Source organism: Candidatus Roizmanbacteria bacterium CG_4_9_14_0_2_um_filter_38_17 (genome assembly GCA_002788855.1).
Lineage (GTDB): Bacteria > Patescibacteriota > Microgenomatia.
In genome coordinates this window covers 32,761-49,753 of record PFSB01000010.1, presented here as the reverse complement: position 1 = coordinate 49,753, position 16,993 = coordinate 32,761, and the positions used below count along the sequence as shown (strand labels likewise).

13 protein-coding genes, 1 tRNA gene and 2 rRNA genes are annotated in these 16,993 nt (G+C 39.8%); 13 read left to right on the top strand and 3 right to left on the bottom strand.

Annotation, left to right across the window (positions count from 1 at the left end; genetic code table 11):
• The first annotated feature begins 58 nt into the window (after nucleotides 1-58).
• From CO050_02345 to rrf, 8 genes are all read left to right on the top strand, one after another.
• Nucleotides 59-961, top strand: a complete 903-nt coding sequence (locus CO050_02345; GenBank protein PJC31748.1) for a hypothetical protein — start codon at nucleotides 59-61, stop codon at nucleotides 959-961.
• A gap of 65 nt (nucleotides 962-1,026) precedes the next feature.
• Nucleotides 1,027-2,454, top strand: coding sequence for a hypothetical protein (locus CO050_02340; GenBank protein ID PJC31747.1), 1,428 nt, complete (start codon nucleotides 1,027-1,029; stop codon nucleotides 2,452-2,454).
• A 49-nt stretch (nucleotides 2,455-2,503) separates the two neighbouring features.
• Entirely contained in the window at nucleotides 2,504-2,968 is a 465-nt protein-coding gene (locus CO050_02335; GenBank protein PJC31746.1) for a hypothetical protein, read from the top strand.
• A gap of 41 nt (nucleotides 2,969-3,009) precedes the next feature.
• A complete protein-coding gene (locus tag CO050_02330) occupies nucleotides 3,010-3,759 on the top strand; it encodes a hypothetical protein (protein ID PJC31745.1) in 750 nt (249 codons plus the stop codon).
• Between the two features lie 45 nt (nucleotides 3,760-3,804).
• A complete protein-coding gene (locus CO050_02325; protein PJC31744.1) occupies nucleotides 3,805-4,248 on the top strand; it encodes a hypothetical protein in 444 nt (147 codons plus the stop codon).
• Nucleotides 4,249-4,383: 135 nt separating this feature from the next.
• Nucleotides 4,384-4,457: transfer RNA gene (locus CO050_02320), tRNA-Ala, on the top strand.
• 85 nt (nucleotides 4,458-4,542) lie between these two features.
• Nucleotides 4,543-8,207: ribosomal RNA gene (locus CO050_02315) — 23S ribosomal RNA — on the top strand.
• An 84-nt stretch (nucleotides 8,208-8,291) separates the two neighbouring features.
• A 5S ribosomal RNA gene (rrf, locus tag CO050_02310) occupies nucleotides 8,292-8,408 on the top strand.
• A 25-nt stretch (nucleotides 8,409-8,433) separates the two neighbouring features.
• Here the strand turns inward: rrf and CO050_02305 are convergent.
• Complete coding sequence (locus CO050_02305; GenBank protein PJC31743.1) at nucleotides 8,434-9,642, bottom strand: hypothetical protein; 1,209 nt, start codon at nucleotides 9,640-9,642, stop codon at nucleotides 8,434-8,436.
• Nucleotides 9,643-9,841: 199 nt separating this feature from the next.
• Here CO050_02305 and CO050_02300 point away from each other — a divergent pair, with 199 nt between their 5' ends.
• The 4 genes from CO050_02300 (at nucleotide 9,842) to CO050_02285 (ending at nucleotide 13,372) form a co-directional block, all read left to right on the top strand.
• Nucleotides 9,842-10,909 (top strand): hypothetical protein, encoded by a 1,068-nt coding sequence (locus CO050_02300; protein PJC31742.1) that lies wholly within the window; start codon nucleotides 9,842-9,844, stop codon nucleotides 10,907-10,909.
• A gap of 33 nt (nucleotides 10,910-10,942) precedes the next feature.
• A complete protein-coding gene (locus tag CO050_02295) occupies nucleotides 10,943-11,206 on the top strand; it encodes a hypothetical protein (protein PJC31741.1) in 264 nt (87 codons plus the stop codon).
• A complete protein-coding gene (locus CO050_02290) occupies nucleotides 11,185-11,616 on the top strand; it encodes a VapC toxin family PIN domain ribonuclease (protein ID PJC31740.1) in 432 nt (143 codons plus the stop codon). The genes CO050_02295 and CO050_02290 overlap by 22 nt, the downstream gene beginning before the upstream one ends.
• 73 nt (nucleotides 11,617-11,689) lie before the next feature.
• Nucleotides 11,690-13,372 carry a hypothetical protein gene (locus CO050_02285; protein PJC31739.1) on the top strand — a complete coding sequence of 561 codons (1,683 nt, stop codon included), beginning with the start codon at nucleotides 11,690-11,692 and terminating at the stop codon, nucleotides 13,370-13,372.
• Here CO050_02285 and CO050_02280 read toward each other — a convergent pair.
• Together CO050_02280 and CO050_02275 are read right to left on the bottom strand one after the other, a co-directional pair.
• The gene (locus CO050_02280; protein PJC31738.1) at nucleotides 13,365-14,081 is read right to left on the bottom strand and encodes a hypothetical protein; all 717 of its coding nucleotides are present in this window, start codon (nucleotides 14,079-14,081) and stop codon (nucleotides 13,365-13,367) included. The genes CO050_02285 and CO050_02280 overlap by 8 nt on opposite strands.
• Entirely contained in the window at nucleotides 14,071-14,634 is a 564-nt protein-coding gene (locus CO050_02275; GenBank protein ID PJC31737.1) for a hypothetical protein, read from the bottom strand. Before CO050_02275 ends, CO050_02280 begins: the two co-directional genes overlap by 11 nt.
• Before the next feature lie 83 nt (nucleotides 14,635-14,717).
• Between CO050_02275 and CO050_02270 the strand changes: the two genes are divergently transcribed.
• The gene (locus tag CO050_02270; protein PJC31736.1) at nucleotides 14,718-16,022 is read left to right on the top strand and encodes a DNA repair protein RadA; all 1,305 of its coding nucleotides are present in this window, start codon (nucleotides 14,718-14,720) and stop codon (nucleotides 16,020-16,022) included.
• Nucleotides 16,023-16,993: the final 971 nt, after the last annotated feature.

Genomic DNA, 16,993 nt, shown 5'->3' with positions numbered 1-16,993 from the left:
GGCAGGTACATATACTTATACTGTTGGTTGCTACGGCGATTCTATTGTAAATCCGGCCATGTGTTACTTAAATGCTGATGATAGAGAATCTTGTGATGTTACTGTCAACACTGTCTCAACCCCAACCGCCACTCCAACCACAGTTCCAAACACCCCTACCCCAACCGCCACTCCAACCCCCACTCCAACCGCTACACCCACTCCAATCCCTGGCTTTCAAGCATACATCCAGGCATATGATGCGGACGTCCATTCACAAACAAGTATTAACTTACAGGCTCCTCCAACTGGAGGATACATAGTTGGTAGAAACATCGGAGCTGAGGGAATTGTGTCGAGAGGGACGGGTTCAGATCTAAAGGGATACTCAGCCACCAATTGGAAGTCAACAACAGATTGGCCAATTATTTCTAACAACAGCTATTTCCCTCTAGCTCTGTTGAATAACAAAGTTCCTGATAGCACTGCCATTGATAACACTCCTTGCAGTGGCAAGCTTAACACAGGCTGTGTAAACAGCAACAATCCATTATATGACCATGTTTCTGGTCCTCTAACGGTTGAAAACTTAAATGTTGCATCAGGTAAAAAGGCAGTTATTTATGTTGAGGGGAATATTAATATTACAGAGAACATCACAGTTAATAATAATGGCTTTTTGATGCTTATTGCAACTGGGAATATTAATATTGACAAAGACGTTACTGAAATACAAGGTTTATATTATGCGGGAGGAACTTTCTCCACAGGTAATAATCTCTCTGGATATGAATCCCAACTTGAACTTGAAGGAATCTTTATTGCAGAAAAATTCAGTCTCGAGCGTAATCTTGACCCAGCAAGCGCCGTGAACAACAGCAATGCTCCAGCTGAGAAGTTTTACTACAAGCCATCGCTACTATTTTCCGCACCTGAGTTCTTACAAGTTCGATATACACTGTGGGAAGAGGTAGCGCCATAGAAAGTCTATATATGTCCAACATTTGCTAAAGTATACTTGCGCAAAAATCCAGTTTATGCTAACATATGTTTATGTTAAGCCAAGAAATTTTAGAACAATACAATATTTGGTGGCAAACCAAAAAAATCCCTGAAAAATATTTATATCCAACCAAAAGAAGTTATTTACAAACCATAATAAAGCAATTAGGCGATACACAAAATATAACTTCTATTGTAGGACCAAGGCGAGTTGGTAAAACTGTGCTCTTATACCAAACTATCGAATATCTTTTAGCTCAAAATTATAAACCCCAACAAATTATATTTTTTAAAGCAGATGATCCTTCTATTAAGATAAAAGATAACCTTGTGCAGGATCTTATACATACAATTGAAAAGTATCTAATAGGAAAGCCCATAACAGAAGCGTACAGCAAGAAAAATCCTTTAGTAGTTTTGATTGATGAAATTCAGTCAACTCCTTTATGGGCTGAATATCTTAAAAAATACAATGATTTAGGCTACCCGATAAAATTTATTATCTCAGGTTCCGCTTCGATAAAAATTACAAAAAACACTAAAGAAAGCTTGGTGGGAAGATTTAAAGAAATAGTAATAGCACCTTTAAGCTTTAGAGAAGTATATATTTGGTCTCAAAATGATAGCTTAGAGTATGTTCCTAACTTAGAAGCCATAGACTTTATTGACGTGAAAAAAATATTTACCAAGTCTTTGGTGGTTTGGGAGAGATTCAAAGGGGCAAGAACCCTAATGCTTAATATGTATGAAGAGTACTTGTTGATGGGCGGGTTCCCTCAGATTATCAACGATTTTTACAAACCGCAAAGTTATGACCAATCAGAGGTGACAGAATACTTGAAAGTTCAGGTGATAGAGCGAGTATTATTCAGAGACATACCCGAGCTAACAGGAATTAAAAATACTTATTTTTTGCAACAACTTTTTGCCTTATTGTCAACAGAGTCGGGTAGTGTTGCGAATTTAAGGGAAATTAGTCGAAAGTTTTCTGTTAGCTTTCAAACTGTGCAAACGCACCTTTGGTATATGCATGAATCTTATCTCATTTCTATGGTGCGAAAATTTAGCAAAGGGGGAATGTCACAGGCAAGAACACAACCAAAAATATACCTAACTGATACGGGAATTATAAATGCCCTAAACAATATTGGCAGAGAAGTTTTGTTGGATTACACTATGCTTGGAAAGTTGGTAGAAACATCAATTAGCTCTGTTCTTAGGTTCAAATATTATAAGTTAAATACGCATTTTTGGAGAGACAGGTTGGAAATAGATTTTATAGTTTCTACAGCAAGTCATTTGCTTCCAATAGAGGTCAAATATAGGAATGAAGCCACAAAAGAAAATTATCTCAACTTAAAAGAGTTTTCTAAACGTTACAACACAAAACAAGCCTTAGTTATTACGAAAAATGAATTTGAATTAGTGGATTCAACTCTTTTTATACCAGCTTGGGTTTTTACGTTGCTTTAAATAGTTAAAAAATTTGACAATAGTTTAAATACTTGGTACGCTTAAGCTTATGAAAGGGGAGAAGCTGATTTTAATTATTGTAGCCATTATAACGGTAGCCTTAATAGGAGCGCTGGTTTTTATTGGGGCTGATAAATCACAATTAAACATAGTTCCTGACACAGCAACAGTCCCTGCTGAAGAAAATAAGAATGGCGCAGTTGAAGCTGATCAGCGCGCGCGAGAGGTTATTAATACACTGGAGGAAGTGCCTGCTGCAAGTACAGCAGAAGATAAGCCTGCTAGGTTTAAGGCAAACATTGATTATACAGTCAAAGGGATTGATGATAATTATATCTTGCTGGAGGGAGAAAAAGGAGAGATGGCCCTGCCAAAAGATCCCGATCAGGTTAAGGTTTATGTGCGTACGGTAGACACTGACACGGAAGTTGCCATTGCCGAGATCAAGATTGGAGATAGAACACAGCTAGAGATTGTTCCTGGCAAGTCTGCATGGTTATATCTCCTTCGCTAGATGTAAATGGGGTCAGCCACCATTTACCATAAGTAATTTATATGAGTAGCTTTATAGGAAATGCTGTTACACCTCCAAGCGCACCAATTTTAGATGGTGGTTTTGCAGGTCTAGCAAGCTTTTTAATCCGGATGATTACTATTCTCGCTGGTTTGTTCTCGATCTGGAATTTTATTGTTGCCGGGTTCTTTTTTATGAGCGCAGGAAATGATCCAGAAGCCCTTAGTAAGGCGTGGGGGAGTATCTGGAAGTCATTAATTGGTTTATTGTTGATTGTCTCAAGTTTTGTTATTGCTGCTTTTATCGGCTGGATTTTTCTTGGCAGTCCAACTGCGATCATCGCTCCAGATTTTACGCCTGATGAGCTTCCACAAGTATCTCTTATGCCAACTGCAACTCCAGCTCCAACCCACGTACCCGCCCCAACCAATACGCCTACTCCAACACAAGTAATAGGCTGGTCAGTAAGTTCAGCAACACAATACATATTCAATCCAGATCCTAATGGCAAAATTGATTTTGTTATTACTGGTCCGCTGGGTCAAACTATTTCTTGGGTTGCATATGATCAGCCATACAACGCAGCTACTGGAGCTACAGTTTGCGGACAGGTTATGATTGATTCCATCGGTAAAACGGTAAGTTTTCCATTTTCTCAGCTTAACTTACCAAGTACAGGAAACAAGTATTATAATTTTGAGATTTACCCATCGGAGGTTGTTATTGGTGGTTGTCAAATAACAGATGTCTCAAGATACTATTTTGGGTTTATTTTTAATATTTCAAAATAGTTATAGGAGTTGACACAAACAGCAATACTTGGTACGCTTAAGCTTATGAAAGGGGAGAAGCTGATATTAGTCATTGTTGCCATTGTAACGATAGCCTTAATAGGAGCGCTGGTTTTTATTGGGGCTGATAAAAATACCTCATCAACTCCAAATCCTGAAAATCGGATCATAGATCAAGAAGAAACCAGTCCGCAGGCGGTTGATGAATTAAGGCCAACCGAAACACAAGAGGAGGTTTTGGATAATACAAATGAGGCTCTTGGTGAGTTTGATTTGGTTGTTTCCAGAATAGAAGATTCTAATATTGTATTAGCTGGAGGACCCAAGGAAATACTGGTTCCTATAGACGAAGCCTTGGTTCAAGTTATGATGGTTGCTGGTGGCAAAGCAGAATCTGCCGAATTTGCAGATATTGCAAAAGGTATGAAAGCTCAGCTAAAACTAGTTGACTCTGAACATCTCATTCTCACCCTAATTGACTCTCGTTAATACTCCTGGTAGAATATCACTTAGGAATTCGTTACTTTAAGAATGAGTGTAGACAAGAGAAATAAAACTGATGCAGCCGAAAGTTTAGTTTCGTAACCTGTCATATCTCTTCTTTAAGTCTGAATTCCATGTTAGGGGCCGTTAGCTCAGCTGGCCAGAGCACTGCATTTGCAATGCAGGGGTCGGGAGTTCGACTCTCCCACGGTCCACTTAGCACTTTGAAAATTTAATGATTGTAAGTAAAGAATGCAAAATCTAGTTTTTTAGGTTGCATTCAGCCATTTATGATAGATTCTCGTAATGCCAACGGTGGATGCCTTGGCAGTTTGAGCCGAAGAAGGACGTAGTAGGCAGCGATATTCGACGGGGAGGAGTCTACATCCTTATGATCCGTCGGTTTCCGAATGGAGTAATCCTTCCATCAGTAATGATGGGAATCCCGAGTTTTTAACGAGGGAGGGGAACCTGGGGAATTGAAACATCTTAGTACCCAGAGGAAAAGAGACAAATATGTATTCCGTCAGTAGCGGCGAGCGAAAGCGGAGGAGCCCAAACCCTGATTTATTGGGGTGTTGTAGGACCCACATAATAAGCATAGTAGATAGTAGTAGAACAGCTCGGAATAGCTGGCCATAGAGAGTGAAAGCCTCGTATATGAAACTTGAAACTAGCTTTAGTGGGATTCCTGAGTACCGCGGGACACGTGAAATCCTGTGGGAATCCGGCCCGGCCACGGGCCAAGGCTAAATACTCAAACTGACCGATAGTGAACAAGTACCGTGAGGGAAAGGTTAAAAGTACCCCTGTGAGGGGAGTGAAATAGTACCTGAAACCGTTGGCTAACAAACTGATAAGGGTCCGGTGTTAAAACCGGACTGATATTGTGCCTTTTGCATAATGAGCCGGTGAGTTTACTCTAGTTCCAAGTCTAAGCTATTTTTGTAGTGGAGGCGCAGGGAAACCAAGTCTTAAATAGGGCGAAATATCCTTCGATTATACTCAGGATAACCCTGAGCGGAGTCGAATGGGTTAGGAGCTGGAGTAAGACCCGAAGCTAGGTGAGCTATCCATGAGCAGGGTGAAGTTCTCCGAAAGGAGAATGGAGGCCCGAACCAGTAGATGCTGCAAAATCTTTGGATGACTTGTGGATAGGGGTAATATGCTAATCGTACCTAGCGATAGCTGGTTCTTCTCGAAATATATTTAGGTATAGGCTGTTAGTTTAAGCATTGGGGGTAGAGCACTGACTGGGGATAGGGTGAGTAATCGTCTTGTTTCCAACCAAACTCCGAATACCATTGTGTATACTAATGGACTCAGACATGTTGGGCTAAGCTAATGTGTCGAAAGGGAAACAGCCCAGACTCTCGGCTAAGGTCCCTAAATCAAAGCTAAGTGGATAAGAAAGTAAGTGTGTTAAGACACCCAGGAGGTTGGCTTAGAAGCAGCCATCCTTTAAAAATAGCGTAATAGCTTACTGGAATAACGCACTTGCGTCGAAAATGATCGGGGCTAAGCTTTGTACCGAAGCCAGAGATTTATTAATCTTTTGATTGATGAGTGGTAGAGGAGCGTTCCAGGGGCGGTGAAGTTGAACTGAAAAGTTTAGTGGAGCGCCTGGAAGTGAGAATGCCGGCATAAGTAGCGAGAATTGGGTGAGAATCCTGATCGCCGAATACCCAAGGTTTCCGAGGCAACGTTCGTCGTCCTCGGGTTAGCCGGATCTAAGTGTGCGCCGTTTTAGGCGTACTCGATGTACAACAGGTTGATATTCCTGTGCTATTTTTAGATTGTATTCAGCTAAGGTGTGACGGGGTGGGATAACTGGAGTCCAGCGTTAGTTGGATTTAAGCAGTAAGGTAGTTTCTGTTGGAAAATCCGCAGAAATGATGTCACGTTTACGTGATGTAGTCGAGCTGTGAATAAGATTCTTAAGATTCGTCAAGAGAAAATTCTGGTAATTTCTACTTCCAAGAAAAGCATCGTAGCTGGGTCTAAAAGTATCCGTACCGCAAACCGACACAGGTGGGTGGGTGGAGAACACTCAGGCGAGCGGAAGAAAGAGGTTCAAGGAACTCGGCAAAATAACTGGGCGTAACTTCGGGAGATGCCCTGCCAATGCCCTAGAGGTATTGGCCGCAGTTAAAGAAGCTGAGCGGCTGTTTAACAAAAACACAGGTCTCTGCAAAGCCGAAAGGCGAAGTATAGGGGCTGACGCCTGCCCAGTGCTGGTAAGTTAACCATCTGTGGTTATCACTTCGGTGAGAAGCTGTGGATGTAAGCTCCAGTAAACGGCAGCAGTAACTATAACTGTTCTACGGTAGCGAAATTCCTTGTCACTTAATTGGTGACCCGCACGAAAGGCAGAACGACTCAGCGACTGTCTTGAACCTTTGCCCGGCGAAATTGAAATGGCTGTGAAGATGCGGCCTACTTGCACAAGGACGAAAAGACCCCAGAAGCTTTACTGTAACTTAACATTGGCAAAATTGTGAGAATTGTCGAGAATAGGAGGGAGTCTTCGGACATTAGTGGAATACCTCTCTTTCTTATTATTGAGCCTAACTCTATATTATTAGGGAACATTGTTTGGTGGGCAGTTTGGTTGGGGTGACCGCCACCTAAAGAGTAACGGTGGCGTACAAAGGTCGGCTTAGCGCGGATGGAAATCGCGTGTTATGTGTAAAGGCATAAGCCGGCTTAACTGTGAGACGGACAAGTCGAGCAGATGCGAAAGCAGGTCTTAGTGATCCTCGATTCCACTGTGGTTGTGGAACGAGCTTAACGGATAAAAGCTACTCTGGGGATAACAGGTTGGTCTCCTCCAAGAGTTCATATCGACGAGGAGGTTCGACACCTCGATGTCGGCTCAGCGTATCCTGGGGGTGAAGAAGCCCCCAAGGGTTGGTCTGTTCGCCCATTAAAACGCTACGCGAGCTGGGTTCAAACCGTCAATTTGGCGGCTTTACGCCGAAAGGCGAATTGCAAAAGTTGGCTCATATCGGTGAAATCCTTGCACGATTAACCTGTCGTGTGTTAGGATAATACCGAGGGAAGCTGATTGGTTTTTTCGTTATGCAAGCAACACATAAAGCTTACATTTCAGGATTTCTTGATGCGGATGGAAGCATCTACGTTAGGCTAAAGCCAAACGATAGTTATAAATACGGCTTCCAGATAGCACCAAGTATTGTTTTCTTTCAAAGTAAAAAAAACGAGAGCGTCCTGAAATATATAATCAATTTAGCCCAAGTTGGATATATACATAATAGAAAAGATGGAATAGTTGAGCTAACAATCTCTGACACAAAAGGATTGTTAACAATTATTTCGCTTACCAAACCGTATATAGTACTAAAACAAAAGCAAATTGAGCTATTAGAGGTAATTCTTAGAACTAAGCAAAATATTAGCTCCAGTAAAGACTTTTTACAATTGGCTAAGCTAATTGATAAATTTGAAACTTTGAATTACTCTCAAAATAGAAAAATAACAAGCAAGAACGTTGCTGCATATATAAAGCGAAACAAGCTAATTTAGCCCCGTAGAGACTTTGTTCAATCTAAGATTGAACAAGATAGATATCTTTCTGTAGAATCTATAATACGCCGACTCCCTAGTCATATACTAGGGTAGTAGTATAGTCCATTCTCGTTGGTAACAACGAATAAGAATGCGTAAGACAGGTTGGTCTCTATCCGGTGCAAGCGCATTGATACTTGAAGGGATTTGACTCTAGTACGAGAGGACCGAGTTGAATGAATCCCTGGTGTACCAGTTGTTGGGGATCTCTCCGGCATCGCTGGGTAGCTATATTCATTTAGGATAAGCGCTGAAAGCATATTAAGCGCGAAGCCCTCCCTAAGATAAGGTATCTTTAAGACTCCTGTAAGATTAACAGGTTGATAGGCTCTAGGTGTAAGTTCCGTGAGGGATTCAGCCGAGGAGTACTAATAGTCATAATCTATCATATATCAGCTGAATGCAGCCTGAAGAACTAGATTCAGGTATCGTATGGTACCTGGCATAAAAAGCTCTCTTTTTCCGGTTATTTTAGCGTTGTGGCACCACTCCTTTCCATTCCGAATAGGCAAGTGAAACACATCCGCGCCCACGATACTTACCTGGCAACGGGTTGGGACAATAGGTCGTAGCCGGAACAAGGGAGCTTTTTGAGCCAAAGGCTCATCCGCCTGTGGTGGATCTTAAATTTAGCCCTATTACCATAGCCAGCAATAGTTGGCCTTGTTGTAAGGTTAGGGGATAATGATCAAATAACCCTAATACTAAAATTGCCACAAGAGGTATGATATAAACCCCTCTTTTTAACCCAATCATATAAATTTTCCATATTAACCAGGCTAACAAACCCACCCCTATAATTCCTCCTTCTGAGAGTAGCAACAGGTAAATATTATGTGCTGGTTGAAAGAAAAACCCCGGTTCATTCACATCGCGATAATTACTCATTTGAACAACAAAGTTATTCATCCCAATTCCAACAATCGGTGAGCTTTTAAATAGTTCATAAGCTATATTATTAAGCTCAACTCTCCGTGACACACTCTCGGTCCCATATGTTATGGACAAAATACCCATTATGAATACGATTGCTCCAAACGCTAGATACTTATATAAAGATCGGATCTTTATATATTGAAATAATATTCCTATGCTAACTATTAATGCCATAGCGCTACCGCTAATATAAATTATCATAAGCCATAGACCCACGAGAAATAGTTTTAGATTCTTCCCAATCCACTGACCACTTAATATAAAAGGCATAGTAATTACAAAATATCCCGCAAGAATATTAGGGTGAGCAAATGTAGCGTATGGGCGTAAATATTCCCTGCCAAACAACATCTGTCTTGCGATTCCAGGGGTGTTTAAGCTAAAGCTCCGTTCCCCTAGAAAATAGAATAAGCCGCCAATTGAGCCATCATTAATTAGCTGTATCAGTGCCAGAAAAACAGTAAACAGCCCAGCTAGAATTAGAAGCTTGGTAATTTTCTGAATACCTAAGCTAGCTTGGCTAACATATGCCACTAACAAACCCATCTCTAAGTATTTTATCCATCTTAAAGTTGCAACCCATGGGCTCGAAGATAGCAATATATTAGCTTCAGCAAATATTCCCACAACTAATATCCAACCTCGAATATCGAGGACCTGGTCCTTCCCACGCTTGTAAGAAGTTATTAGCCAGGAGAGTAGCATAAGGCCTATTAATATATCTGTTAAATATACAGTAGGGGCCAAATAATCTATCCTAATGCCATTAATAAATGCAAAATCTGGCCAGAAATGCTTACCAAGCTGTACCGGGATTAACAATATCAACACATAAAAGAGAAATTTATGTAGTTGCTGTAGTCTTATGCGTAGCACATCCTGATTGTAGCAGATTCACAGCATAAACAGGTATTTGTAATTCTATTACTCTCAAGATATAATTACTCTCATAATAGGTAAACTATGAAACATAGGTAAACCATGAAACAAATGAAAGGAGCTGGAACTCAAATTGTCCAAAGCCAAAACACCACAAGTCAAACAGACTAAGGAGCCATCAAAAACGCCAACTACCATGGCGGATCTTCTAAAGGGAGAAAAGTACAATATCCCTAAGTATTCCTTGGGAGAAATGATAGAAGGAACCCTTTCTTCTATTCAACCAAAGGAAGTTTTAATTGATATTGGAGGAAAGGCCAATGCTGTTGTAGGGCACAAGGAATTGGAAGAACTCAGCGATCTTTTTCAAGACTTCAAAGTAGGGGACAAAGTATTTGGTAGAATTATTTCTGAGGAAAACAGGGAAGGACGTGTGGTTGTATCACTAAAACGCTTTACGTTTGATCATCGCTGGAAAGGCTTAACACAGGCATATAAAGATAGTGAAAAAATTACTGTCATGGTTCGCGACGTAGTTAATGGGGGCATCCTTATTGATTACAAAACCATCAAGGGATACATTCCCCCAAGTCATATCGATCCCGAGTTTCAGGAAAACCCCGCAAGTTTACGCGGACGTGAGATGGAAGTTAAAATTCTAGAGCTAGACCGTGAGCAAAATCGTTTTGTAGTTTCCCAGATGTTAGTTACCAGAAAAGAAGAAATTGCTGCCAAGCGTAAAGTTCTAAAAACTATTAAAGCTGGAGATGTGCTTGATGCAATTGTTGAGGGAGTTGTGCCGTTTGGTCTGTTTGTTCGTATTAATCCTAAATCAAAGAAAGATGAAGTTATTCTTGAAGGTTTGGTCCATATCTCCGAGATTGCCTGGGAGAAGGTTGAAGATCCCGCTGACTACTTCTCTGAAGGTGACGACATCAAGGTCAAGGTGCTTGAGAAAGATGAGCGCGAAGCTAAGCTAAACCTCTCTATTAAACAAACCACCGAAGATCCCTGGATTAAAATAGCCAAGAAGCTTAAAAAAGGAGACATGGTCAAAGGAGTGGTAACTCGCGAGACGGCATACGGTGTATTTATTGAGCTTGAAAAAGGCATCGAAGGCTTAGCTCATATCTCCAACATCCCATCAGGGCAAGAGCCAGACGTGGGAGATAAGGTCACTGTTCAGGTGGATACAATTGATTCCAACGAGCACAGGATTGCCCTCTCTGTCATTCCCACCTCAAAACCAGTGATGTATCGTTGACATACTTAAAGCAAATTGCTATAATTAAAGCATATGTTGATATCTAAAGTATCACCACAGGGTCAGACAAGTGTACCAGCTTTCATCCGCAAGCAACTCGCAATTAAGTCTGGCGACGAGCTAAGATGGGATATAGAAGAAAGGGTTCAAGGGTCTTTACAAATTATTATAACCGTTCCTACGGTCAAAACAATAAAGTCGTTGCGTGGAATTGCAGGCAATCTCTATAAGCAATACGGTGGAGGAGCCAAGTATCTTTCAAGTGAGCGTAATGCATGGAAGCAAGAAAATCAATAAATGAAGTAGATAGAGTATATTTAGATACAAGTATCTATATTTATCTGTTTGAGAACAATCCACGTTTTGCAGCAGACTCTGAGCAAATATTTCTTGACTTAGTACAGCAACAAACCACGATTATTGCTTCCACTTTGCTTATTACGGAGTTATTAGTTGCTCCAATAAAAGAAAAACAGCTTGAGTTAGCAAGAATATATAAGTATCTGGATGATCATATTCCTGGGCTGGAATTTATACCACTAACAAGGGAAATAAGTATTTTATCAGCCGAACTGCGAGCAAAATACAATCTTAAGACTCCAGACGCAATCCATCTTGCCACAGCGCTGGCAACAAATACTCAGCTATTTATCACCGCCGATAAGAAAATTAAAAATATCAAGGAGATTAAAGTACAATACATCTAAACCCTCGATATTGTCTATTGGTTGTATAAGACTCATGGTTGATATTGTCTGGGTATTTTGAGATGATACTCACGTGAAGTTAGCATTTTTTCTTATTAAAAAGGCAGGAGTTTTCTTTGTCAGTATTCTAATAACTAGCCTACTACTAACGATAGTAATGATTTTGCCATTAAAGCTTAATATTGTTCAGGCCAAATCAACATCAAGTGAGCTAAATGAACTGAAAGAGTTATTAGTCCAAACTTCAGACACTAATGATTCAGTAGATGTAGCCACAGATCGCAAAGAGCTACTAATCAAGACCATTGAGCAAAATTCAGACACCTTTTTTCAGCACGTACTAAACAGTCAAGAGACATCAGCTTTACCCCGGAAATTAACAGACTTAGGTCTTGTGGAGCAAGAAAAAGTTTTTAGTGGGAAGCTAAAACTAGTTATAGCTGATTATTTTGAGCAAAAAACTAGCTCGGAGGAACTATTTATCGGAAACTACGTTATTAAATCTAACAACCCACGGCTCAAGCAGCATATAAACTCAAAAATAAGAATTAAAGGATATGTCCTAGATAACTACGTAATAATAGATAGTGATCAATTAATTGAGGATTCTACGGTGTCAATATCTTCTGAAACTAACATTAGAGACAAACAAGTATTAGTTGTTCAAGTTAAGTTTAACAACAGCACAAGTGTTACAGATCAAGATTTTCTATTAAGATCATTTTTTCAACAAAATGATTCAGTTTCTGCATATTTTGAAGAAGTCTCATTTGGTAAAGTCAAACTCACTGGTAGAACCTATGGTCCAGTTGAAATACCACACCCTAACGATGACTGCAGCGACCCATATTATTACGATACTTGGGCAACTGAAATAGATGAACTCATTAATAATCAAGGTGAAATTTCGATAGATAATTATGACTATGTTGCATATTCAATTCCAGACTCACCATGCGGTCGACCAAATGGACAAGGAGAACTCTGGGGTAAACGCTCCTGGTACTATAACAGTTGGGGGAATAATTTACATAATTTTAAGCATGAAATAGGTCATAATATGGGGGCACATCACGCAAATATTCTAGAATGCACAGGTGATACAAAACCTACACTAAGTAGTTGCGATTCATTTGGTTACTCTGATGATACAGATGTCATGGGTTTTAGTGAAGGGCATCAATTTAATGGACCACATAAATACCATGTTGGCTGGATAGGAGAAGAAGAAGTGCAAAATGTATGGAGTGACGAAGTTGGTAGCTACAGATTTACAATTATACCCTCAGAAAGTAGCGAACCAGGTACTAAACTCATACGAATACATCACAACATACAAGAAAATAACAACGCATATTATTACCTGTCTTACAGGCAAAACATAGGAGTTGATGCAAGTCTACCCAGCTTAGTAACTCAAGGAACTCTAATTCACATACTAGAATATTCGGGATTTTCTCACTGGATAGACACAACACCAGATCCCATAACAGACGCTACTGGGCATCATGACGGCTTAATATTCGATGGTGATGAATATGGCGGTTTAAGTAGTAATATTTCAATTAAACAACTATCTCATAATGCAAATGGAGCGGAAATTGAAATTATAATATCTGAACAAGACTCTTCCCAAGCAATAAAAAATTGGCAACAAAACTGGGCCAAGGGTAGTATGAGATTTGACTACAACAACGACAATGTTGTAAACATCCTCGACTACCTCTACCTGCTTAAAGGTATTCTGCTCAACTAAAAACTTCAATTTGTCTCTCGACTAATCCAGTAAATTCAGAAATCATTTTCCCACTCCTAATCCAGTTTTTTTGACTCTCACTCAAAAGCTCTCCTAAGCCCTCCAAAGCACTCTTGGGTTTATAGAAGCTCATGAATTTATGTAGTGATTTATAGAAATTAAGAGTTTTGAGTCCTGTCCTAAATTCAATAATCTCATTATTTATTTCAGTGGCATATTTTGAACCTAAGAAAAAATGACCGTCAAAAATGTCTCTATTGGCTGTTATTTTCCGATCCTGAATTGCGACTAACTTATGCGCAATAATATCACCTATTTGTAACACATTTACCGAAGTTCCATAGAAATTTCTTACTTCATATGTATTTGGAAAGTCGCGAACTGATATTTCAATCTTAATATTACGCTGACCCTTCTCATAGGATACGAGCCAAAATAGGGTATTGTACTTTGTCGAGGAATCTATTACATCGTAATTTTTGTCTAAAATAGCTGTAATGCTTTTAATAAGCATATCTTTAGCTGATTTCAATATTAAACTCGGGATAATAAGATCAAAATCCAGATCTACAGAAAACCGGGGAAGCTCATAGAAAAAATAACAAGCTGTGCCACCTTTAAACCCAAGATTGGTGGAAACCTGGCTATTTTTATATAAAGAACTTAAGATATTTGACAAATGTACCTTGTGTTTTTGGCTATCCAGCATGTTTATTTATATATTTTTGTATTGTTTTGCTCTTAAACACATCAACGTTTAGATTATTCGCATAATTCCAGTCTACCGAATTTAAGTTATCAAAATGTTCTTCTCCATCCAGATAGACTTTATCCAAAATTGCTCGCTCCACGCAAGCCTCAAATACGCCATTATTTTCACTAATACCTTGTGAATTTAGTAGTATTGTATCTTTTATTTTACGGTACAGATATTTCTGATTACCAATTATTAAGGTTTCTGATCTGTTTGAAACAACAAAAATAGAAGTATACGGCTGAAACACAACCCCCGTTTTCTGCAACACAGTATATAAGCTAATGTATGACGGTTGGCGCAATTTATTTGCAAGTTCCTCTCTTGAGTACTGATTATCAAGCGAATAGATACCCTTGGTAAGTCTGAGTAAGTTACCTTTCTTAACGTGATAACTTAAAGCCGACAGTAAATTTTCATCTGGCTGTTTACCAGTAAGACGAGCAACGTCAGATACACTAAAAACTGTCTGAAAAGCACATTTGCGACGTAGTATTTGATTAATCATAACATCTACATAAGAAATAATCTTAGGTAGATGTTACAGCATAATGACGTATTTGTCAATATTATATATAGTACAATTAGCCCATGGTGAAAGCTACAACCCTTTTTGTGTGTCAACAATGTGGCAACGAGTTTCCTAAATGGAATGGTCAATGTCCAGCTTGTCATGAGTGGGAAACCTTAGTTGAAGTAAGCACCAAGGATATCCGCAAAACCAAGAGCTCACATCGCTCTTCAACTACATCTCCAATCTCTTTGTCCAATACAGTTAATAAAGACATCGTACGCGTCTCAACAGGGCTGTTGGAGCTAGATAGGGTATTGGGTGGAGGTCTAGTAGGAGGACATGTGGTTCTCTTGGCGGGGGAGCCAGGAATTGGTAAAAGCACAATTTTGCTACAGGTAGCAGACAAGGCAGGCTGTCTATACGTTTGCGGAGAAGAATCACCTGAACAGATCAAAATTCGAGCTGACAGGCTTAACATTAAAGGAGCAAGCATTGAGCTTTTCCCAGAAACCAACATCGAAGAAATCTTAACTACCATCAGTAAAAATCCAGATACTAACCTTGTTATAGTTGACTCCGTTCAAACTCTTTGGTCCGACGGTTTAACGGGAGTTCCCGGCTCAATTGGTCAAGTTCGCTACTGCTCGCAGAAGCTTATTGAACTGGCAAAAAGACTCTCAATTCCAGTAATTCTTGTTGGTCAGGTAACCAAAGAAGGAACCGTTGCTGGCCCTAAAGTTCTTGAGCACGCCGTAGATACAGTATTGTATTTAGAAGGAGAACGCCTAGAAGAATTAAGATTACTTCGTAGCTTTAAAAACCGTTTTGGAACAGTTGACGAGTTGGCAGTCTTTAAGATGGGGGAAGATGGTATGGAAGAAATAGCGGATGCCAGTAAAATGTTTCTGGACGATGAACTCATTTCAGCTCCAGGAGCTGTTCTTTGCCCAATCATAGCCGGAGCAAGAGTACTATTAGTTGAGATTCAATGTCTAGTTGTGGATAGTAAAATTCCCAACCCTAAACGAGTAAGCCAAGGTTTTTCTCGTTCCAGACTTGAGATGATCGCCGCAATTCTACAAAAGCATCTACGCATTCCACTTTACCAATACGATATTTTTATTAACGTCTCAGGCGGTCTAAAGATCGAAGACCCCGGTGCAGATCTGGCGGTGGCACTTGCAGTCTACTCATCAGTAAAAAATAAGACACTTGCCAATAATAGCTGCGCACTGGGAGAATTAACGCTCTTAGCAGGTGTAAGGCCAGTGCTACAAGAAAACAAACGCCTTAAAGAAGCTAAGAGATTAGGAATGACTGCTGTTTATTCTAACAATACATCCAAATATCTACCTGAATTGATCAAAAAGGTCTTTAAATAAGGTCTACTTCTAAATAACCACATTATAGGATTTTACCCCATTTTCTTTATAACCCTAATCAGCATCTAGCATGTCTACGGCAGTAGATAGTTAACTAACAACTTATCCACAACGCATGTAGATAAGTTTACGGACCGTAAATAAGGGCTATAATTAACATCCTATATTATAGGATACTCATATCTTAACAGTATGTTAACTATGGGGCTTGACAAATAATATCCGCGTATGTTAGAGTTATTTTAGGAGCGAAAAAAGAATGAAAAAAATTAAGTCACTAATTAAAGCAGTCTTAGGGGATAAGCCAGGTAAACGCGCAAGTGTCTTGGAGGGGAAGTTGCAGCACAATGATTTCTTTACAAAACAAGCAAGAGAGCAGTTTTTACGATTACAAAAGAGAGGTTTAAGTATACCAATAGCAACCCTTTAGTCGCTTAAGAGGGCAAAAAGAAGTGGGTGGAACATCCCCGCAAGGGGACAGATCGAAAGAAAAGAGCATCACTATCGCTAGTACCGTTTGAACAGACTACGAATAGCAATGCCCTTTAGCCGCTAAAAATGTCAGTCAGATGACTGAGATATGGATTGCCAGGCAGATTGCAATCTATATTAGTGTAGTTGTAACAAATTGGTATATGGTTGTCAAGCCGCAGATGACCTTTGGTTACCCCAAGGCACGTCTTGTGGGTATTTTGACAGTAAAAGCGGGAGGTAGAGTGTAGGGCAGACACTCAACCTCCCGCTTTTTTTGTTATCAATTATCTACCTAGCTTCGGTAAACATATCACCTCATATAAAAGTATGAGCGAAACAAGGCGAGGCTATCCATTTCATGTAAAGCTCGGCTTGTAAAGAATGGTGCCTGACCCCATTAATCTGAGTTATTCTGGGATTGTAGCACGGAAGATGATAGAGCAACTTGGTGTGACAACATTGTAAAAAGCTTAAGCGTATCGGTAAGTAAATACTCA

Coding starts and splice junctions, on each gene's coding strand:
- CO050_02270 (PJC31736.1), top strand. CDS start 14,718: ATGGTGAAAGCTACAACCCTTTTTGTGTGTCAACAATGTGGCAACGAG.
- CO050_02295 (PJC31741.1), top strand. CDS start 10,943: ATGTTGATATCTAAAGTATCACCACAGGGTCAGACAAGTGTACCAGCT.
- CO050_02290 (PJC31740.1), top strand. CDS start 11,185: ATGGAAGCAAGAAAATCAATAAATGAAGTAGATAGAGTATATTTAGAT.
- CO050_02300 (PJC31742.1), top strand. CDS start 9,842: ATGGCGGATCTTCTAAAGGGAGAAAAGTACAATATCCCTAAGTATTCC.
- CO050_02325 (PJC31744.1), top strand. CDS start 3,805: ATGAAAGGGGAGAAGCTGATATTAGTCATTGTTGCCATTGTAACGATA.
- CO050_02280 (PJC31738.1), bottom strand. CDS start 14,081: ATGCTGGATAGCCAAAAACACAAGGTACATTTGTCAAATATCTTAAGT.
- CO050_02275 (PJC31737.1), bottom strand. CDS start 14,634: ATGATTAATCAAATACTACGTCGCAAATGTGCTTTTCAGACAGTTTTT.
- CO050_02330 (PJC31745.1), top strand. CDS start 3,010: ATGAGTAGCTTTATAGGAAATGCTGTTACACCTCCAAGCGCACCAATT.
- CO050_02335 (PJC31746.1), top strand. CDS start 2,504: ATGAAAGGGGAGAAGCTGATTTTAATTATTGTAGCCATTATAACGGTA.
- CO050_02340 (PJC31747.1), top strand. CDS start 1,027: ATGTTTATGTTAAGCCAAGAAATTTTAGAACAATACAATATTTGGTGG.
- CO050_02345 (PJC31748.1), top strand. CDS start 59: ATGTGTTACTTAAATGCTGATGATAGAGAATCTTGTGATGTTACTGTC.